General features: G+C 64.2%; 18 protein-coding genes and 1 tRNA gene. 15 read left to right on the top strand and 4 right to left on the bottom strand.

From position 1 onward, the window contains the following. Positions 1-157: 157 nt before the first annotated feature. Positions 158-1,153: an aldo/keto reductase gene (locus tag LB528_RS22995; RefSeq protein ID WP_224716398.1), complete on the bottom strand. Its 996-nt coding sequence runs from the start codon at positions 1,151-1,153 to the stop codon at positions 158-160. A 98-nt stretch (positions 1,154-1,251) separates the two neighbouring features. Between LB528_RS22995 and LB528_RS22990 the strand changes: the two genes are divergently transcribed. The 10 genes from LB528_RS22990 to LB528_RS22945 all read left to right on the top strand — a co-directional run bounded on the left by LB528_RS22990 (position 1,252) and on the right by LB528_RS22945 (position 13,471). After that, positions 1,252-2,142 (top strand): LysR family transcriptional regulator, encoded by an 891-nt coding sequence (locus LB528_RS22990; protein WP_224716397.1) that lies wholly within the window; start codon positions 1,252-1,254, stop codon positions 2,140-2,142. A gap of 282 nt (positions 2,143-2,424) precedes the next feature. Further along, entirely contained in the window at positions 2,425-2,994 is a 570-nt protein-coding gene (locus LB528_RS22985) for a cytochrome b (RefSeq protein ID WP_224716396.1), read from the top strand. 66 nt (positions 2,995-3,060) lie between these two features. After that, positions 3,061-3,636, top strand: coding sequence for a YceI family protein (locus LB528_RS22980; protein ID WP_224716395.1), 576 nt, complete (start codon positions 3,061-3,063; stop codon positions 3,634-3,636). Positions 3,637-3,935: 299 nt separating this feature from the next. Then, entirely contained in the window at positions 3,936-4,922 is a 987-nt protein-coding gene (locus LB528_RS22975; protein ID WP_224517212.1) for a Gfo/Idh/MocA family protein, read from the top strand. A gap of 41 nt (positions 4,923-4,963) precedes the next feature. Next, complete coding sequence (locus LB528_RS22970; RefSeq protein WP_224716394.1) at positions 4,964-6,619, top strand: FAD-binding dehydrogenase; 1,656 nt, start codon at positions 4,964-4,966, stop codon at positions 6,617-6,619. A 107-nt stretch (positions 6,620-6,726) separates the two neighbouring features. Beyond that, complete coding sequence (locus LB528_RS22965; RefSeq protein WP_224517208.1) at positions 6,727-7,047, top strand: hypothetical protein; 321 nt, start codon at positions 6,727-6,729, stop codon at positions 7,045-7,047. Between the two features lie 42 nt (positions 7,048-7,089). Continuing rightward, positions 7,090-7,998: a sigma-70 family RNA polymerase sigma factor gene (locus LB528_RS22960; RefSeq protein WP_224517207.1), complete on the top strand. Its 909-nt coding sequence runs from the start codon at positions 7,090-7,092 to the stop codon at positions 7,996-7,998. 286 nt (positions 7,999-8,284) lie between these two features. Next, positions 8,285-12,355 (top strand): Pls/PosA family non-ribosomal peptide synthetase, encoded by a 4,071-nt coding sequence (locus LB528_RS22955; protein WP_224716393.1) that lies wholly within the window; start codon positions 8,285-8,287, stop codon positions 12,353-12,355. 313 nt (positions 12,356-12,668) lie between these two features. Then, positions 12,669-12,830: a hypothetical protein gene (locus LB528_RS30455; RefSeq protein ID WP_318012344.1), complete on the top strand. Its 162-nt coding sequence runs from the start codon at positions 12,669-12,671 to the stop codon at positions 12,828-12,830. Beyond that, entirely contained in the window at positions 12,827-13,471 is a 645-nt protein-coding gene (locus tag LB528_RS22945) for a 4'-phosphopantetheinyl transferase (protein ID WP_224716392.1), read from the top strand. Before LB528_RS30455 ends, LB528_RS22945 begins: the two co-directional genes overlap by 4 nt. Positions 13,472-13,590: 119 nt before the next feature. On the opposite strand, the gene LB528_RS22940 is transcribed toward LB528_RS22945, so the two are convergent. From LB528_RS22940 to LB528_RS22930, 3 genes are all read right to left on the bottom strand, one after another. Then, entirely contained in the window at positions 13,591-14,121 is a 531-nt protein-coding gene (locus tag LB528_RS22940) for a dihydrofolate reductase family protein (RefSeq protein ID WP_224716391.1), read from the bottom strand. Positions 14,122-14,367: 246 nt separating this feature from the next. Then, positions 14,368-14,444: transfer RNA gene (locus LB528_RS22935), tRNA-Arg, on the bottom strand. A gap of 189 nt (positions 14,445-14,633) precedes the next feature. Next, complete coding sequence (locus tag LB528_RS22930) at positions 14,634-16,127, bottom strand: sensor histidine kinase (protein WP_224716390.1); 1,494 nt, start codon at positions 16,125-16,127, stop codon at positions 14,634-14,636. Between the two features lie 256 nt (positions 16,128-16,383). Here LB528_RS22930 and rpmH point away from each other — a divergent pair, with 256 nt between their 5' ends. The 5 genes from rpmH (at position 16,384) to yihA (ending at position 20,461) form a co-directional block, all read left to right on the top strand. After that, a complete protein-coding gene (rpmH, locus tag LB528_RS22925) occupies positions 16,384-16,518 on the top strand; it encodes a 50S ribosomal protein L34 (RefSeq protein WP_008833937.1) in 135 nt (44 codons plus the stop codon). A gap of 16 nt (positions 16,519-16,534) precedes the next feature. Continuing rightward, positions 16,535-16,888 carry a ribonuclease P protein component gene (rnpA, locus tag LB528_RS22920; RefSeq protein ID WP_095767954.1) on the top strand — a complete coding sequence of 118 codons (354 nt, stop codon included), beginning with the start codon at positions 16,535-16,537 and terminating at the stop codon, positions 16,886-16,888. 13 nt (positions 16,889-16,901) lie between these two features. Further along, a complete protein-coding gene (gene yidC, locus LB528_RS22915; RefSeq protein ID WP_224716389.1) occupies positions 16,902-18,716 on the top strand; it encodes a membrane protein insertase YidC in 1,815 nt (604 codons plus the stop codon). 438 nt (positions 18,717-19,154) lie between these two features. After that, entirely contained in the window at positions 19,155-19,793 is a 639-nt protein-coding gene (locus LB528_RS22910; RefSeq protein ID WP_224517193.1) for a CatB-related O-acetyltransferase, read from the top strand. Next, positions 19,790-20,461, top strand: a complete 672-nt coding sequence (gene yihA, locus LB528_RS22905; protein ID WP_224716388.1) for a ribosome biogenesis GTP-binding protein YihA/YsxC — start codon at positions 19,790-19,792, stop codon at positions 20,459-20,461. The genes LB528_RS22910 and yihA overlap by 4 nt, the downstream gene beginning before the upstream one ends. Positions 20,462-20,495: the final 34 nt, after the last annotated feature.

The raw sequence follows: 20,495 nt of genomic DNA, 5'->3' as shown, positions 1-20,495 counted from the left end.
CGATTCGTGTGTCATCTCCAGCGTAGAATCACAACCGATTCCGCGCCGCAATACCTATCTTAGCGCCTATGCCCTTGAGGGGGAGATGGCCGGCAGGACAGACAGGGGGGTCTCGCGCCGACCCTTCAAGAGGGCGCTGAAGCGCCCCTTTCAACTATCACCCATTCACCAACGCCAGCAGTTCCTCCGTATAGCGCTTGCCGACCACCTTGTCGGGCGACAGCGCATCGCCGATCGCCGTCACTTCGGCCGCGCTCAACTCGATCCCGGCCGCGGCTGTGTTCTGCTCAAGGTGCCGTATCTTCCTTGCGCCGGGGATCGGCACGATGAAATCGCCCTGGTGCAGTACCCAGGCGAGCGCCAGCTGCGCCGGCCTCACGCCCTTTTGGGCGGCCATCTTCTCCAGCACAGCGATCACCGCGTGGTTGGCTTCCATGGCCTCGGCCTGGAAGCGCGGCAGAGTGAGGCGCCAGTCGCCGGCACCGAGCGCGTCCGGCTTGCTGATCGCGCCAGTGAGCAGGCCGCGGCCGAGCGGGCTGTAGGGGACGAAGCCGATGCCGAGTTCGCGGCAGACGTCGAACACCTCATCCTCGGGATCGCGGCTCCACAGCGAATATTCGCTCTGCACGGCGGCGATCGGGTGCACGGCATGCGCCCGGCGCAGCGTCGCGCCGCTCACCTCCGACAGGCCCAGCGCCCGGACCTTGCCCTCGCTCACCAGCTCTGCCATGGCGCCGACCGTGTCCTCGATCGGCACGTTCGGGTCGACGCGGTGCTGATAGTAGAGGTCGATCACGTCGGTGTTGAGCCGCTTCAGCGAGGCTTCGGCCACCGCCTTGACGTGTTCGGGACGGCTGTCGACGCCGACCATGCGGTCGATGCCCTCGCCGTGCTCGGAAATCTTGAAGCCGAATTTGGTGGCGATCGTTACCTTGTCGCGCACGGGCTTCAGCGCCCTGCCGAGCAGTATCTCGTTCTCGAATGGACCATAGACTTCGGCCGTATCGAAGAACGTCACGCCGATCTCGACGGCGCGGCGCAGTGTGGCAATGGCTTCCGCCTCCGGCTGGCCGCCATAGGCGAAGCTCATGCCCATGCAGCCGAGGCCGACGGGGAAGACTTCGAGTTCAGTTCCAAGTTTGCGGGTTTTCATGGCGCATGTCCTTGTTGCGATGTGGGGGAGAGATAGCGCCCCGCGACACGTTCGATAATTCTGTCTATTTCGTACGGGTCGCTCTATAAAATAGAACAATGAACCGGACGAACCTCTCCCAACTCGCCGTACTTGCCTCAGTCGCCCAATGCGCCAGCTTCCGCGGCGCGGCCCGCGAGCTCGGCATCGCGCCTTCCGCGGTCAGCCATGCGGTGTCGAGCCTGGAAGCACGGCTCGGCGTGCGGCTTCTGGCGCGCAGCACACGCAGCGTGGCTCCGACCGAAGAAGGCGCGCAGCTCTTGGAACGGCTGCGGCCGGCCCTGTCCGAGATCGACCTGGCGCTGGAAACGGCGGTCGAGGCGCGCGACCGGCCGGCCGGCAATCTCAGGCTCAGCGTGCCGCGCACCGCCGCGCATCTGGTGCTCACGCCGCGGCTCGGCGCCTTTGCCGCTGCCTATCCTGACGTCGTGCTGGAAATCGTCATCGAGGATCGCTTCACCGATGTCGTCGAGGGCGGCTTCGACGCAGGCGTGCGGCTCGGCGAAAGCCTGCAGCGCGACATGATCGCGGTGCGGATCGGGCCCGACATCCGCGGCGCGGTGGTCGCAGCGCCCTCCTATTTCGCTTCTATGCCGAAGCCGCGCCATCCGCGTGACCTCACCGGCCACCGCTGCATCCGCTTCCGTTTCTCAAGCGGCATCCTTTACCGCTGGGAATTCGAGAAGGACGGCGAGGAAATCGAGATGGCGGTCGAAGGGCCGCTGATCCTCGACGAAGATCATCTGATCGCCCAGGCGGCGGTCGACGGCGCCGGCCTGGCCTTCGTCTTCGAGCCCTATGTGCGGGCGCCGCTCGCCGACGGCAGGTTGATCCGCGTGCTGAAGGATTGGTGCCCGCCGTTCGACGGGTTCTTCGTCTATTATCCCAGCCGCCGGCAGATGCGGCCGGCGCTCAGGGCCTTCGTGGATTTCTTCAAGGTGAGCGGGTAGGGAGGCGACTGCGGAACGAAGCCGTCGCCTCGGTTCGCATCCACTTACCGACATTGGCGCCGCCCTCATCTGCCTGCCGGCATCTTCTCCCCGTTGAACGGGGAGAAGGGGCGCTGTCGCCGGCGGTTTCGCCAGCCGCCGGCGCTGCAACTGCTCTTTCTCCCCGTTTACGAGGAGAAATGCCCGGCAGGGCAATGAGGGCAGCGCCAGCGTCTGGGTTGTGCCGAGAGAATGACAGCCGGCGTCTCGGAAGAAAGCTGAACTCGATAGCGTTCGCCTCGCATGCAATCCATCACCAACACCCCAACCCGCTATGGCTGGGCGATGATCATCCTCCACTGGCTGATCGGCATCATCTTCATCGGCCAGTTCGTGCTCGGCGTCGTCATGGTGCGGATCGAAAGCCAGCGGACGGCCTTCGAGCTGATCCAGCTGCACAAATCCTTCGGCTTCCTGCTGCTCGGCCTGATCATCCTGCGCATCGCCTGGCGGCTCGGCAATGCGGCGCCGGCGCTGCCGGGTTCGGTCGGAACGCTGGAGCGCAGGACTGCACCGCTCGCGCATTTCGCGCTCTATGCGTTCCAGATCGCGCTGCCTCTTTCCGGCTGGGCGCTGGTCTCGGTGTCGACGCTGGAGATCCCGACCATGCCGTTCAATCTCTTCGTGATGCCCAATCTGCCGCTGGCCGAATCCGACGCTTCGGAAAGCTTCTGGGCTTCCGCGCACTGGTATCTCGCCTATGCCGGCATCGCGCTGGTGGCGCTGCACATCGCAGCCGCCCTGCGCCACAATTTGCTGCTGCGCGATACGGTGCTGACGCGCATGATCACACCTTCGTCAGGCAGGGAATAGAACTGCGCCACCGGTCGTTGGTGGGGCGAGAACGCAGAAAAATGTATCTGCGGAAGGAAGAAACCCATGAACGCGCGTATCCTCGGATTCGCGGCTTTTGCCGCTTGCCTTACCATGCCTGCCATTGCCGCGGTGGCGCTCAGCGACGCCGCCGGCAGCTACACGATCAGCCCCTCGGCCTCCTCGATCCGCTTTACCATCGGCAAGGCCGGCGGCGGTGGCTTCGACGGCGCCTTCGGCCGCTTCAAGGGCACGATCCGCATCGACAATGGCGATGTCGGCCGCTCGAAGGTGGACCTCACCATCTATCCCGAAAGCGTCGGCACCGGGCAGGGTCGCATCGACCAATTCCTGCGCTCCGACGCGGTGTTCGACGCGGCCAACAATCCGGAAATCCAGTTCCGCTCTACAAACGTGACGCGCACCGGCGACACGACGGCGCTGGTGACCGGCCGGCTGACGGCGCGCGGCAGGACGTTTTCGGAAAAATTCACGGCCGAGCTCGGCGGATTGAAGGACGGGACCATCAAATTCCACGTCACCGGCAAGGTTCTGCGGTCGCGCTATGGCATGGATGTCGGCACGCCGCTCTATTCCAATGTCGTCGATTTCGACATGATGCTGACGGGCAAGAGGGGTTAGGCACAGTCCCTTTCCTCGCCCCCGCAAAGCGGGGGAGAGGTGGCTCGGGCGAAGCCCGAGACGGAGCGGGGGGCGACCTTCGCGACGGCAGAGCCCTTTGATCATCCAAGCGGCCACAATAAAGCCCCGAGAGGCGCTGGGGTTCAAGAACCCGGCGCTCTACGAAAACCCCTCTCCGTCCCGGCTTCGCCGGGCCACCTCTCCCCACTGCGTGGGGCGAGGAAGGAGCTTCTCCCGCATTGGCTTTTCTCCGGAATTGGGGCACACCTCCATCGATGTAACCGACATGGAGAAGCGTGATGTTCCGATGGGGTGTTCTGTCGACGGCAAAGATCGGCCGCGAGCAGCTTTTGCCGGCAATCGTGGAATCGGAGAACGGGGTCCTGTCGGCGATCGCCAGCCGCGATCTCTCCAAGGCCAAGGCGCTGGGCGAGCGTTTCGGCGCCCGTCATGCTTTCGGCTCCTATGAGGAATTGCTCGCCTCCAAGGAGGTCGACGGCGTCTATATCCCGCTGCCAACCTCCCAGCATGTCGAATGGACGGCAAAGGCGATCGAGGCCGGGAAGCATGTGCTGGTGGAAAAACCGCTGGCGCTCGACGCCAAGGACATCCCGCCGCTGATCAAGCTGCGCGACGAGAAGAAGGTGCTGGTCTGCGAGGCCTTCATGGTCGTCTACCACCCGCAATGGATCAAGGTGCGTGACCTCATTGCCGGCGGCGCCATCGGTCGGCTGCGCCATGTGCAGGGCGCGTTCTCCTACTACAATGTCGACCCCAAGAACATGCGCAACCAGCTCGATCTCGGCGGTGGCGCGCTGCCCGACATCGGCGTCTATCCGACCGTATCGACGCGCTTTTCGACCGGCAAGGAGCCTATCCGTGTCCAGGCCAATATAGAGCGCGACAAGAGTTTCGGCACCGACATCTATTCCTCGATCCGCGCCGATTTCGGCGATTTCGAATTGTCCTTCTACCTGTCGACGCAAATGGCGGCGCGGCAGGTGATGGTGTTCCACGGCGAGAAGGGTTTCATCGAGGTCTTCGCCCCGTTCAATGCCGGGCTCTACGACCACCACCGCATCGAGCTGCACAACCAGAACCACACCGACGCGCAGGTGTTCCGCTTCCCGGGCACCCAGCAATACCGGCTGGAGTGCGAAGCCTTCGTGCGCGCCGCCCAGGGCGGCAAAGACCGCGTCTTCACCCTGGAGGAATCGGTGCTCAACCAGAAGGTCATCGACGCCATCTTCCGCGCCGGCGAGAAGGACGGCTGGGAGCCCGTCTGAGACGCCGCAATAAGTTTTGCCGGCTAGTTCTGGGAGGGAAAATGGCTGACGCGGACGTGATCATTGTCGGCGCGGGGCTGGCTGGCCTCGTCGCCGCGACTGAGTTGGCGGAGGCCGGCAAGAAAATCATCATCGTCGACCAGGAGCCGGAACAGTCGCTGGGCGGCCAGGCCTTCTGGTCGTTCGGCGGGTTGTTCCTGGTCGATTCGCCGGAGCAGCGGCGCATGCGCATCCGCGATTCCCACGACCTCGCGCTCGAGGACTGGATGGGCACGGCCGCCTTCGATCGCCCTGAGGATTTCTGGCCGCGCAAATGGGCTGAGGCCTATGTCGGCTTCGCCGCTGGCGAGAAGCGCTCCTGGCTGATCGAGCGGGGCCTGAAATTCTTCCCCGTGGTCGGATGGGCCGAGCGCGGCGGCGGCAATGCGACCGGCCACGGCAATTCGGTGCCGCGCTTCCACATCACCTGGGGCACCGGGCCCGGCGTGCTCGAGCCTTTCGTGCAGCGCGTGCGCGAGGCGCAAAAGCGCGGGCTGGTCCAGTTCAAGTTCCGCCACCGGGTCAACGAGATCATCCGCGCCGGCGATACAGTAACTGGCGTGCGTGGCTATGTGCTGGAACCGTGCAGCGTCGAGCGCGGCCGCAAGAGTTCGCGCGCCGCGACCGGCGCGTTCGAGCTCAGCGCGCAAGCGGTGATCGTCGCTTCCGGCGGCATCGGCGGCAATCATGAGCTGGTGCGCCAGAACTGGCCGTCACGGCTAGGCGCGCCGCCGAAGCGGATGATCACGGGCGTGCCCGACCATGTCGACGGGCGCATGCTGGCGATCACCGAGGCTGCCGGGGGTTCGATCATCAACCGCGACCGTATGTGGCACTATGTCGAGGGCATCAAGAACTGGGCGCCGATCTGGACCGAGCATGCGATCCGCATCCTGCCCGGCCCCTCCTCGCTGTGGCTCGACGCGCGCGGCAAAAGGCTGCCGGCGCCGCTCTATCCGGGCTTCGACACGCTGGGCACGCTCAGCCACATCATGAGCACCGGCTTCGATTATTCCTGGTTCATCCTGACCAAAAAGATCATCCAGAAGGAGTTCGCGCTGTCGGGCTCCGAGCAGAACCCCGACCTCACCGGCAAAAGCTGGCGGCAGGTGCTGGGCCGCGCGACGTCGGGAATTCCCGGCCCGGTAAAGGCCTTCATGGAAAAGGGCGAGGATTTCATCGTCGAGGCCGACCTTGCGAAACTGGTGGCGCGGATGAACGCGCTGGCCGGCGGCGAGCCGCTGCTAGACGTCGCCCAGGTTGAGCGCGAGATCCGCGCCCGCGACAGGCAGCTTGACAATCCGTTCTCCAAGGATGCGCAGATCACCGGGCTGCGCGGCGCCCGAGCCTATCTCGGCGACAGGCTGATCCGCACCGCCAAGCCGCACAAGATGCTCGACCAGGCGAACGGCCCGCTGATCGCGGTGCGCCTCAACATCCTGACCCGCAAGACGCTGGGCGGGCTGCAGACCGACCTCGACAGCCGTGTGCTCGACGCCGCCGGACAGCCGGTGCCGGGGCTTTATGCGGTGGGCGAAGCCGCCGGCTTCGGCGGCGGCGGTGTGCATGGCTACGCGGCGCTCGAAGGCACATTTCTCGGCGGCTGCATTTTTTCGGGGCGCAGCGCCGGGCGGGCGGCGGCGAAGGCGGTCGGCTGAGCGGTTCTCTCCTCCTTGGGGCGGTTTAGGGGGGAAATTTTTTGCGTCCACGTGAATCCTTTGACCCGCACGAAACGTCTTCCTCATACCAACCGAAGGAGACGACCATGACCTACAATCTGATCCGCTACGGCGTGAAGGACGCCAGCATCGCCGAGAACCGGGCGCTGGTGGCAAAAGTGTTCGAGGCGCTGGATGAAACGCAGCCGCGATCGGTGCGCTATCTGGTGCTCGAACTGGAGAATGGGGAGTTCGTACACCTCGTCGGCTACGACAAGGACAGCTCGGCGCTGACCGAACTCGACGCGTTCAAGGCCTTCGGCGCCGATCATGCCGCGCGGCGTTCGACGCCGCTTGTGCGGGCGCCGGCGAAGATCGTCGGCAATTATCGTATGCTGGCCAGAGCCGATGAAGCCGTGCCCGCCTGATCCGGGCACCGCATGGCATCGGCCAGGCGAGAAAGAGGACGAATGAGCTCGGCAGCGTTCGGCCGCGCGGAACTTGACGCCATGCTCGTCGGCCTGCGGCCGAAGCTGCACCGCTACGCCGCCCGCATGGCCGGCTCGTCGATCGAGGGCGAGGACATCGTGCAGGAGGCGGTGGTGAAGGCGCTTGCCGCGCATGATGGCGGAACTCGCGTCGAGCGCCCCGAGCAGTGGCTGTTCCGTATCGCCCACAATGCGGCGCAGGATCATCTGCGCCGCCGCCAGCGCGAGCGCTCCCGAATGAGCGAAACCGACATGACGACGATTGAGGATCTCTCGGCCAATGCCGAGGCGCGGCTTGCGGCGGCGACAAGCCTGCACACGTTCATGCAACTCACGCCGGCGCAGCGCAGCGCCGTGGTCCTGATCGACGTGCTCGGCCTCAGCCTTTCCGAAACCTGCGAGGTGACGCGCGCGACTTTGGCTGCAACCAAGGCGGCGCTGCATCGCGGCAGGGCGGAGCTGAAGGCGCTCTCCGCCCGAACCGACGAAGTCGCCATGCCGAAGCTCGACCCGGAGGAGGAGCGCCGGCTGCGCCGCTATGTCGACCTGTTCAACGCGCGCGATTTCGACGCGGTCAGGAGGCTGATCGCCGAGGATGTCCAGGTCGACGTCGTTAATCGCGCCCGCCTCAACGGCAAGAAGGAAGCCTCGACCTATTTCGGCAATTACGACCGCCTCCGCGACTGGGCCCTGTCGCTCGGCTTCGTCGATGGCCGGCCGGCGATCCTCATCCGCAACCCGCAGGCGGACGATGCCGTGCGCGGCTTCGTGCTGATCGACTGGCGCGGCGAAGAGGTCGCCCGCATCCGCGATTTCCGCCACGTGCCGTACTGCATCGCCGATGCGGATATCTGCTTCCTTACCGCTACGACGAGATCACGGTTCGTATAGAATCGAGCGCGTTTCTCTGCTGCCGCTGGCCATCGCCTGGATCGCCCTGCTCGGCAACGCGAACGGGAAGGCCAAGTGCCGCCAAGGGCTGAGTAGAGGCGATCAGGTGTCGTCGCGGGACGGCGCTCCGTCACATAATCGTGAACGGCGCGTGGCATGAATTGCCGATTGGAACGCCATCTCAAATCCGCCGCAAAGGCAAATCAACTGGCCCATCATCGTCAGCCAATTGTCTTTTCGCCAATCACGGCATAGTGCGAGCCATCACGAGCTCGCGGGTCCTCCAATGTCTCTGAATGAAGCAAGCAAGCCCGCCAAGAAAAACGCGGCCGAAGCCAAAGTAGTGACGGAATCGCCACCGCGCGATCAGATCCTGATCGGCCCCGATTTCATCCATAAGGGCGAGCCGCATGAGAGGCTTGACCGCTTCTTCGGCGATCTGGCGAGCCGCTTCGACGCGGCACCGGCCGTGATTTCCGGCGGCCGGCCCTGGTCATACCGCGAGCTGAACAGCCGTGCCAACCAGTTCGCGCATCTGCTGATCGAGCGCGGCGTGAAGCCGGGCGACCGGGTAGGCCTTTTGCTGGACCGCTCCGCCGAAACCTATATCGCTATCCTCGCCGTGATGAAGGCCGGTGCGGCCTTCGTCCCTTTAGCCACCGCCTTCCCCGAAGATCGCATGGTGATGATCATTGAGGATGCCAATGTCACGATGGTGATCAGCGTCTCCGGTTATGCCGCGCGCGTGGCGCGCCTGCCGGTTCCGCACATCTCGATCGACTCGGCGGAATCCGAAATCGCTCTCAAGCCGGAAACGGCGCCCCTGCCGGAGGGCAGCCAGGACCAGACCTGCTACATTCTCTACACGTCCGGCACCACGGGCAAGCCGAAAGGCGTGGTCATCACGCATCAGAGCTTCTGCAATTTCATCCGCGTCGCCGCAGCATCCTACGGTTACCAGCCGGGCGACCGCGTGTACCAGGGCATGACCATCGCCTTCGACTTCTCCTCGGAGGAGATCTGGGTGCCCTTTGCCGCCGGCGCCACTGTGGTGCCGGCGCCCGGCCAGCAGCCCCTCGTGGGCGAGGAGCTGGCCAGTTTCCTGCGTGAGCATCACATCACCTGCATGGCCTGCAGCCCGACGCTTTTGTCGTCGATCGAGAGCGACGCGCCCAGCCTGCGTGCGATCCTGGTCGGCGGCGAAGCCTGCTCGCAAAAGCTCGTGGTGCGCTGGGCGAAGCCCGGCCGCCAGATCCTGAACACGTATGGCCCGACCGAAGCGACGGTCACCGCCACCATGGGCTTGCTGACGCCGGACGAGCCGGTGACGATCGGCAGGCCGCTGCCCACCTATTCGATAGCAATTCTCGACCCCGAAAAGCCGAAGGTGCTGACCGGCGACGCACTGGGCGAGGTTTGCATCGGCGGCATGGGCGTGGCGGTAGGCTACCTCAACCGGCCGGAGCTCACCGAACAGCGATTCATCAAGGATTTCATCGGCCTGCCGAACAATCCCAGCGGCCGCATCTACCGGACGGGCGATCTCGGCCGCATCAACGACAAGGGCGAGATCGAGTATCACGGCCGCATCGACACGCAGGTGAAAATCCGCGGCTACCGCATCGAGCTGGGCGAGATCGAGGCCGTGCTGCTGGAACAGCCAGGCATCGCGCAGGCGGCGGTCACGACATGGGAGATCGAGCCCGAGCGCACGGAACTGGTCGCCTATTATGCACCCAGGAGCGGCGGCGACAGTGTGGATCGCACCATGCTCGTGCGGGAGCTCAAGCAGCGGCTGCCCGACTACATGGTTCCGGCCTATCTGGAGCAGCTGCCCGCGATCCCGATGACGGTCTCCAACAAGGTCGACGTGAGGAAGCTGCCAAAGCCGACCAGCGCGCGCGTCGCGGCCGGCCATGCGATGATCGATCCGCGCAACGAGGACGAGAGGTTGCTGGTCGACACGCTGCAGGATGTGCTGAAATTCGAGGACATCTCCATCGAAGACCACTTCTTCGACGACCTTGGGGCGAACTCGCTGTTGATGGCGAGGTTCTGCGCGCGCATCCGCTCCCGCAAGGCGTGGTCGACGACCTCGATGCGCGACATCTACCTGCACCCCACGGTCGCGAAGCTCGCCGAGCACCTGCGTGCGCCGCAGATGGCCGCGGTTGCCGCGAGCGAGCCGATGCTGACGCATCGGGCTTCCGGCCTTGCCTATTGGAGCACGGGCTTTGGGCAGCTCATGTTCTACGCGCTCTACAGCTATGCCTCGCTCTGGGCGATCAATGACGGACTGAACTGGGTCTATGACGCGCTGGACGACCCGGTGCAGCTCTATCTGCGCTGCGTCCTCTTGTCCGCCAGCGTGTTCTTCGGGCTGAGCGGCTTTGCCATCATCGCCAAGTGGCTGCTGGTCGGCCGCTGGAAGGCTGAGACGTTCCCGATCTGGGGCTGGCGTTATTATCGCTTCTGGATTGTCAAGACGCTGGTCCGCAGCGCGCCGGTGGTGCTGTTCCGCGGCAGCCCGCTGTACAGCCTCTACCTGCGCCTGCTCGGCGCACGGCTCGGCAACCGCACGGTTATCGAGTGCCGCTCCGTTCCGGTCTGCACCGACCTGATCAGGATCGGCGACAACTCGATCCTGCGCAAGGATTCCATGATCCTGGGCTTCCGCGCCCAGGCGGGCTACATCCACACCGGCCCGCTTGACATCGGACACAACGCTTTCGTCGGCGTCGGCTCAACGCTGGACATCGACACCCGTATCGGCGACGGCGCCCAGCTTGGCCACGCTTCGTCGCTGCATCGGGGACAGGCAATCCCTGCCGGCGAGCGCTGGCACGGATCGCCGGCGATTGCGACCGAGGCGGACTATTGCACGGTTCCCAACGTGCCGCTGTCGCACGCGCGCCGGATCATCTACGAGGCGATCCAGCTCTTCATCCTCTTCGCCATCGTCACGCCGTTCCCGCTTCTGTTCCACACCTACTGGGAGAATCTCGGCGACGACTATCAGGAGACCATCGGCATCGTGGCGATCGGCACCACGGTGACGCTGGCGGGCTTCATCATCGGCGGCGTGCTGCTGGCCGCCATCGTGCCGCGGCTGTTCAACCTCATGCTGAAGCCCGGCCGAGACTATTCGCTCTACGGCTTTCACTACTGGCTGCAATCGATGCTGGAGCTGGTCAGCAACGTGCGACTGCTGAATGTGCTGTTCGGCGACAGCTCGGCCGTCGTCTACTATTTGCGCGCCATCGGCTGGCGGCTGAACAAGGTGAACCAGACCGGGTCGAATTTTGGCACCAACCAGCGGCATGAAAACCCGCAGCTCAGCGAGATCGGCTCGGAAACGATGGTCTCCGACGGCCTGTTCATGGTCAACATGCAGAAGTCCGCCAACTCCTTCCGGCTCGAGCATACGCGGGTCGGCGAGCGCAACTTCTTCGGCAACAACATCATCTATTCGCCGGATTCCCGCACCGGCGACAATTGCCTGCTCGGAACCAAGGTGCATGTACCGGTCGATGGTCCCGTGCGCGAGAATGTCGGGCTGCTGGGGTCGCCGCCCTTTGAAATCCCGCGCATGGTCAATCGCGACAAGGAGCTGCTCGGCTTGATCTCCGACAAGGAGCGCCGCCGCCGGCTGCCGCTGAAGAACCTCCACAATCTGGTCACCGCGCTGCTGTTCTTGGCCGCGCAGTGGCTGATCCTGTTCCTGACGCTCGCCATCTGGGACAGGGCGCTCAACTACTACAACGAATGGGAGCAGACGGCGCTGTTCGTGGCGGTGGTGCTGACCACGGCGATCGGCATTCCGTTCTACATCTTCCTGGAACGGGTCAGCCTCGGTTTCCGCCGGCTGAAGCCCAGGATGGCGACGATCTACGACCCGGTCTTCTGGCGGCACGAACGCCATTGGAAACTGTCCGATTCGCCGATCATGGGCCTGTTCACCGGCACGCCGTTCAGGCCGCTGCTCCTGCGTCTGGTGGGCGTGAAGGTCGGGCGGCGCGTCTATGACGGGGGAAGCATCATCACCGAGCGGTCGCTGGTGGAGATCGGCGACGACGCGACGCTCAACGAGGGCTGCGTCATCCAGGCGCATTCGCTGGAGGAAGGCGCGTTCAAGTCCGACTATATCCGCATCGGCAATGGCTGCACGCTCGCCTCTGCCGCCTTCATCCACTACGCCGTGGTGATGGGTGAGGGATCCGTGGCGGACCTCGATTGCTTCGTCATGAAGGGCGAAGTGCTGGAGCCCAACACCGTGTGGCGCGGCAACCCGGCCAAGCTCTATGGCGTGGTGACGCCGATCGACGCGCGCGCGATCGAGATCGGGCAGAAACAGTGACGTGTTCGGCCGAAGCGCGGCCGCGCGACCGCGAGGTGGTCCTGCGGCCTGTCGGCGAGGACAACCGGGCGGCGATCCTGGCGCTCGAGCTGATGCCCGAGCAGCAAGGCTTCGTCGCCTCGAATGCCGACTCGCTCGAAGAGGCCAGGGAGGATGACGAGGCCCTCGCCCGCGCTGTCGTTGCGGCCGGGCGCGTCGTCGGATTCCTGATGTACAGCGCTCCAGACGACGATGACGAGGCGATCATCTACCGTTTCATGATCGACCGCCGCGAAAGGGCAAGGGCCTCGGCCGTGCCGCGGTTGCCCGGGCGCTGGAGCAGATCGCGCAGCTCGGCCACATACGCCGCGTCGCGATCTGCTACGAACCGGGCAACGAGGCCGCGCGCCGGCTCTATGCCGGCTTCGGTTTCGTCGAGGCGGGACTGGATGAGGATGGCGAGATGATTGCCGTGCTCGAATTGGGCGGCAAGTGAGCACACGGCCGGACGACGCGGACATCGAGAGCGCCGTCGAGCAGGCACTGGCCGGCCTCACGCCGCCCGGGCTTGTCACCGGCTGCCGTCTTGTTCGTGCCGGCGACGAACAATACCTTCTGCCGGCGGAAGGCGCTTCCATCGTCACGCGCGAACAGAGGGCGCGCGCTGCCACCGGAGCGGGCCGTCGGGTCGCGCATGAATTGCTGCGGCGGCTGAGCTGTGCGGATCTCGCCGTCTTGCGGGGCCAACTGGGAAACCCGATCTGGCCTGCAGGGATCGTCGGTTCGATTGCGCATGACGATGAACTTGCCGTTGCGGTCGCCGCGCGATCCGACGCGATGAGAAGCGTGGGCGTCGACATCGAGCCTGCCCTGCCCTTGCCGCGCGACCTCCGAGGCATGGTGGCAACGCCGCAAGACCGCCTGGGCGATCTTGATTCCGGTATAGGCAGCCGCATTCTGTTTGCGATCAAGGAGGCGGTCTACAAGGCCTCGTTTCCGCTTGACGGCCGGGTGCTGGGCTTTGAGGACATCGCCGTCGATCTCGCCTCGGGCGAGGCGGTCACTTCATCTGGCAATCGTTTGGCGGTGCGCTTCACCATCTCGCCCAGAATCCTGGCGCTGGCATATACGGCATAAGCCGCGCTGAGCCCTGCCCTGATCATTCAGAGTGGGCGTTGAACAGGAATGGCGCCCGAAGATTCGGGCTGCGAAGCTCGGATAAGCAGTATGGTGCGGCACGAGAGGACGTCGCGAGATCAGGCAGGAACGTAGCTCAACCTGATCACATCCTCGCCGATCCGATCATGAGCCATCAGGCGCAGCGGCGGCCGGGGCCCGGCGAAATAGGGCTTGCCGTGACCAAGCACCACGGGGTGCAGGTAGATCCGATACTCATCGATCAGGCCCAGTTCGGTGAGGCTTCGCGCCAAGTCCGGGCCGGCGACTTCGATCTCGCCGTCGCGCTCGGCCTTCAGCTTGCGGATGGCGCCGTCGAGATCACCCTCGACAAGCCTGGCATTGGGGCCGACGGACTTCAACGAGCGCGAAACGACCCATTTCGGCTGGTTCCGCCACGCCGCGGCGAAGGCCCGCTCGTCCGCATTCCATTCGGGATGCTCGTCGTCCCAATAGCGCATGACCTCATACATACGGCGACCGTAGATGCTGCCGGCCTGCCGCTCGGCCTCCCCGATGAAATGGCGAAAGAGCGTGGGGCTTGGCCCGAACGCCATGTGATCGACGTAGCCGTCCAGCGACTGGTTCATTCCGAACACGAGCTTGGCCATTGCCTTCCCCATAGGGCATCCGCGTAATCTGATTGCGTTGTGCAATCGGTTTAGATTAGATCAACTGATTTCATTTTGCAATTGGTTTTGGCACATATAAGAACTAAGAACGCAACACGGCTCGGGCCGGATGGTCGCCCGATCCTACGCTGCGGTTCTTCCAGCCGCGCAGATCCATCCGACGATTCAAAACCGTTCAAAACGGCCATTTGAAACGGTGGGATTCAGCTAAATATCTGAAATGAATGGCGCGCCCGAAGAGATTCGAACTCCTGACCCCCAGATTCGTAGTCTGGTGCTCTATCCAGCTGAGCTACGGGCGCGCAACAGGCCGTGTGTGACACAAGCCCCGCGATCCGGTCGAAACGGCCGGCCGCGATGTGGAGTGTTCCCTAACGACTGAATTTGCGAAAAGCAAGCCGATCCGGCAAAAGTTTTGTCGCAGGTGGTTTTGCCGGCTTTGATCGAGGCGCTCCGCTGGCGACAAGCGGCTCCGCCGGAGGGCGATGGCCTCAAGCCGGGCGGCGCAGGCCGTTGCGCGCCTGGTCGAGCCGGACCGGCTGGTCGGGGATGGTGACGGCGAAGACGGTGCGGCCGCCGATCGATTCGACAAGCTCGACTGTGCCGCCATGGGCGCGGATCAATTCATGCGCGATCGCCAAGCCGAGGCCGGTGCCGCCGCTGCGCGCCGAGCCGCGGAAGGCGGCGAACAGGTTCTCGCGCGCCTTGGGCGGCAGGCCGGGGCCGGTGTCGGCGACGGTGATACGGCTAACGCTGCCATGGCGCTCGGCCGAGACCGCCAGCCGGCGCACCACCGCGCTTTCGGTGTCGGCGGCCATCGCCTGCACGGAGTTGCGGCAAAGATTGGTCAGCACGCGGAACAGCTGGTCGGAATCGGCGTCGACCTCGAAGGCGGCCTCGACGCCGTTGACGAACTCGATGCCCTCCTCGATGTCGAGCAGGCCGTGCACGTCGTCGACCAGTTGGCGCAGCCGCACACGGCGGCGCGAAGGCGCCGGCTCCTGCGTGCGGCCATAGTGAAGCACGCCTTCGGAATAGGAGACGGCGCGGTCGAGGGCGCGCAGAAGCTTCGGCGCGAAGGCCTGCACGGTCGGGTCCTTCACCTGGCGCAGGCGGTCCGACATCAGCTGCGCGGAAGCGAGGATGTTGCGCATGTCGTGGTTGATCTTGGAGACGGCGAGGCCGAGGTCGGCGAGATGCTTCTGTTCCGACAGCATCTTCTGCAGCCGGTCCTGCATCTGCGACAGCTCGCGCTCGGCCACCCCGATCTCGTCGGCGCGGTCGGCGGGGCGGATGACGCGGCCGGGATCGTCGGGCGCTTCGGAGAAGGCCAGGATCGAGCGCGTCATGGTGCGGATCGGCCCGATCATGATCAGGTCGATCGCCGCATAGACCAGCATGGCGGTGAAGAGCGAGATGAGCAGCGATACGACGGCGACATTGCGCGAATATCTCAGCATAGCGTCGCGCAACCGGTAGTCCGGCATGATCAGCTCGAATTCCTTGTCGCTGTCGCCGACCGGACCGAAGACGCGCAGCATGCGCTTGCCGCCGAAGAAGAGCGTCTCGAGCGCGCCGGTCATGCCGTTGACCAGGCCGACACCGGCGATGTCGATATGCTCGTCGACCTGGGGCGGCATGTCGGAAACGACGAGCAGCCGGGAGACCCCGCCGTCGCGCACGGCGATCGCCTTGGCGCCGATCGCCATCAGCACGTCGTTCTGGGCGTTGTGCGACAGCGCGTTGGGCTCGCCCTGCAAGAGCACGATCGACACGGCGGCTGCGGTGCTCAAGCGCTCCTTCAGCCAGTTGACCCGGTAGCTGGCGATCCAGGGCAGGAAGATCAGGACTTCGGCCAAAAGCACGAAGGCGATGGTGAGGAAGAGAAGCTTGGTCGACAGGCCGCGCGACAGCGGCACCCGCCGCGACGAATTCGCCGCAGCCGGCCGTGCTTTTTCATCGGTGGACAGAGCTTCACTCGTCATGACACGGTCTTCACGAAGCCTTGATCGGTTCAGATTATGCGATTTGCGGCTTTTTTGCCAATTTCAACCTTGGTCCAGCGAAAGAATGCCTCGCGGCCACGCCGGATTGACTTCCAAAAACCTTCTTTCTATAAGCCCGCTCACGCTCGGGCCATTCGTCCCGGCGCGGTTTCGATCGCGCCTAAGCCGGCCCGGCAAAGCTCCTGTTACAGAGTGACAGAATCAAGAAGGGCCGCACGCCGCGGTATTAAAACAAATGAAGCGTACCTACCAACCGTCCAAGCTCGTCCGTAAGCGCCGACATGGTTTCCGTGCCCGCATGGCCACCAAAGGCGGCCGTGGCGTCGTTGCTGCCCGCCGCAACCGCGGCCGCAAGCGGCTCAGCGCCTGAGCGGAAGACGAGATCGTTGCCCGCACCCGGCAAGCCACAAGGGAAAACTCCCGGGCGGCTTCTGAAACGCGCGGATTTCCTGGCTGTGCGCGGCGGCGAGAAACGCCGCGGGCGGCTTTTTCTCGTTGAAGTTCTCGACCGCGGCGATGACCTTGCGCCGCGCGTCGGCTACACCGTCACCAAAAAGGTCGGCAACGCCGTGGTGCGAAACCGCGTCCGGCGGCGGCTGAGGGAAGCCGTGCGCGTTCATGCCGCCGATGACATGGCGCCCGGCAATGACTATGTCATCGTCGGGCGTGAAGACGTGCTTGCCATTCCCTTCGGCCAGTTGAAGGCCGAGCTTTCCCGCCGGCTGCGCGGAACACGATAGGCCAGGGCTTTCGATGGAAAACAACCGCAATTTCTTCATCACCATCGCGCTGTCGGTGCTGATCCTGACGCTCTGGCAGGTGTTCTACATGAACCCGAAGATGGAGCAGCAGCGCGAGCAGGCCCGCATCGAGCAGCAGCGCGTCGAGGCGCAGAAGAAGGAAGCGCAGGGAACCAATCCGGGCGCGGCGCCGACGGCTCAGGCGCCAGGCGCCATTCCCAGCGCGCCCGGCGGCGATACGGCGACGGCGGCCGGCCGTGACCAGGCCATCGCCGCGACCAATCGCGTCAAGATCGATACGCCGAGCCTCGAAGGTTCGATCAACCTGACCGGCGCGCGCCTCGACGACCTGAAGCTCAAGCACTACACCGAGACGGTCGACAAGAATTCGCCCGAGATCCAGCTGCTCAACCCGCAGGCGCTGCCCACCGGCTATTTCGCCGAGATCGGTTTCGTCGGCACCGACAAGACAGGCGCGGTGCCAAGCTCGGACACGGTGTGGAGCGTCGAGGGCAATCCGACGCTGACCCCCTCGACGCCGGTGACGCTGACCTACACCAACGACAAGGGTCTCACCTTCAAGCGCACAATCTCGGTCGACAACGACTACATGTTCACCGTTTCCGATACGGTGCAGAATTCAGGCAGCGCCGCTGTCAGCCTGTTCAATTATGGCCGGGTCACCCGCTACGACAAGCCGGCGGTCGCCAGCACCTACGTGCTGCATGAAGGCCTGATCGGCGTCACCGGCGCCGAGGGGCTGTCGGAGTACAAATACGCGACCATCGAGAAGGACAAGGAAGTCAAGCCCGGCAAGTCGACCGACGGCTGGCTCGGCATCACCGACAAATACTGGGCCGTGACGCTGGTGCCGACCGAGAAGCAGCCCTTCCAGCCGCGCTATGCCTATTTCGAGGACGGGCGTCACCGCTATCAGTCCGACTTCCTGACCGACCCGATTAACATCGAGGCCGGCCAGTCGGCGACCGTCGAGACCGAAGTCTTCGCCGGAGCCAAGGAAGTCGCCAAGATCAACGCCTATGCCCAGGACCGCCACATCAAACGCTTCGATCTTTTGATCGACTGGGGCTGGTTCTATTTCATTACCAAGCCGATGTTCTGGCTCATCGACACGCTCTACAAATTCTTCGGCAATTTCGGGCTGGCGATCCTCGCCACCACCGTCGTCGTCAAGGCGATCTTCTTCCCGCTGGCCAACAAGTCCTATGCCTCGATGGCGAATATGAAGAAGGTGCAGCCGAAGATGCTGGAGATCCGCGAGAAATACGCGGACGACAAGATGAAGCAGCAGCAGGCGATGATGGAGCTCTACAAGACCGAGAAGATTAATCCGCTGGCCGGCTGCTGGCCGGTGGCGCTGCAGATCCCGGTCTTCTTCTCGCTCTACAAGGTGCTCTACATCACCATCGAGATGCGGCATGCGCCGTTCTTCGGCTGGATCCACGACCTTGCGGCGCCCGATCCGACCTCGATCTTCAACCTGTTCGGCCTGCTGCCGTTCGCACCGCCGGCCTTCCTGCCGCATATGGGTGCCTGGGCGGTGGTGATGGGCATCACCATGTTCCTGCAGATGCGCATGAACCCGGCGCCGCCGGACCCGACGCAGGCAGCGATCTTCACCTGGATGCCGGTGATCTTCACCTTCATGATGGGCTCGTTTCCGGCCGGCCTCGTCATCTACTGGGCCTGGAACAACACGCTGTCGATCCTGCAGCAGGGCGTGATCATGAAGCGCCAGGGCGCCAAGATCGAATTGTGGGACAATCTGGCTTCGATGTTCCGCAAGAAACCATCGCCAGCGGAATAGACGGCGTGCAGCTCAGCAAGGAGCGGAGCGACGCGCGCAGACCCTGGAATCCATGCCGCTACGCTAAGGCGTTGTGGCGGCTACAGAATTCTGCGCCGTAGTACTCTACGGCAAGGGTCACGGCACCGATACTCGGGTCGAGCCCGAGTATCACGACGTCACGGGCGATCCGGCTAACTTCCAACGTCGGCGCCAGAAGCGGCCGATCAAGCCGCCGCCATCTTCAGCCACAGCGCATTTTCGCCAAGCGCCGAAACCGGCAGGGCCGAGTATGACGACTCGCAGGGGTTTCGGCCAATCTCCGACAGCGCCCCTTTCCCCCGATCGCGATCTGCCGCGGCAGCCATTGAACGGTTGGTGCTGTCGAAGGATCGCGTTAGTTTGATCACGCGCGGGAGCTTCGTCGGCCGCGCCCAAACCCGCCTGCAAAGGACCGCGATGACCGGACCCAACCCCAATATCAAGCATCCGATCGCGATGCATCCGCGCGTCGGCTTCCTGAAGGGGCTGGTGACGTCGCCCAACATCGACATCGGCGACTTCACCTATTACGACGACCCGGACGGTCCCGATAAATTCGCCGAGAAATGCGTGCTGCATCACTACGACTTCATCGGCGACAGGCTGGTGATCGGCAAGTTCTGCGCCATCGCCGAGGGCGCGCGCTTCATCATGAACGGCGCCAACCACGCCATGTCCGGCTTCTCGACCTATCCGTTCAACATCTTCGGCCATGGCTGGGAGGAAGGCTTCAACCCCGAGACATGGACGAAGGAAATCCGCGGCGACACCATTGTCGAAAATGACGTGTGGATCGGCATGGATGCGGTGATCATGCCGGGCGGTAGGATCGGCAATGGCGCTATCGTCGCCGCGAAATCGGTTGTCACGCACGACGTGCCGCCTTATGCGATCGTGGCCGGCAATCCGGCCAAGGTGGTAAAGATGCGCTTCGACGAATTCACGGTGCGGCGGCTATTGAAGGCTGCCTGGTGGGATTGGCCGGTCGACAAGATCAGCCGCAATCTCGATGCGATTCGCGGCGCCGACATTTCCAGGCTGGAGGCAGCGGTTTGAACGCGCCCGAAAAGAGCACGAACGAGACGGCGATCAGCCCGGAGCTGTTCACCCGCGGCTGGGTCTTCATCCGCGGCGTGCCGTCGATGAAGTTCCTGCCGCCGGAAGGCCCGCCGGAGATCGCCTTCGCCGGCCGTTCCAATGTCGGCAAATCGTCGCTGATCAACGCGCTGGTCGGGCACAAGGGCCTGGCGCGCACGTCGAACACGCCGGGCCGCACGCAGGAGCTCAATTATTTCGTGCCCGACGGCTTTTCCGGCGAAGGCGCCGACCTGCCGCCGATGGCGCTGGTCGACATGCCCGGCTACGGCTATGCCAGCGCGCCGAAGGACAAGGTCGATGAGTGGACCAAGCTGATCTACGAGTATCTGCAAGGCCGCGTGACGCTGAAGCGCGTCTATGTGCTGATCGACGCGCGCCACGGCATCAAGGCCAAGGACGAGGAAGTGCTGACACTGCTCGACAAGGCGGCGGTGTCCTACCAGGTGGTGCTGACCAAGACCGACAAGATCAAGGCCACCGGCGTGCCGAGGCTGATCGAGGAGACGCTGGCCAAGATCAAGAAGCGGCCAGCGGCGTTTCCGGTGGTGCTGGCGACATCCTCGGAAAAGGCCGCTGGACTGGATGAGCTGCGCGCGGCCATCGCTTTAGTGGCGAACGGCGGCTGACGCGGTTATTGCCATGGAGCGAGCCTGCCGCGTA

Source organism: Mesorhizobium sp. CA4 (genome assembly GCF_020165075.1).
Classification (GTDB): domain Bacteria; phylum Pseudomonadota; class Alphaproteobacteria; order Rhizobiales; family Rhizobiaceae; genus Mesorhizobium.
This window is presented reverse-complemented; position numbering and strand designations above follow the sequence as displayed.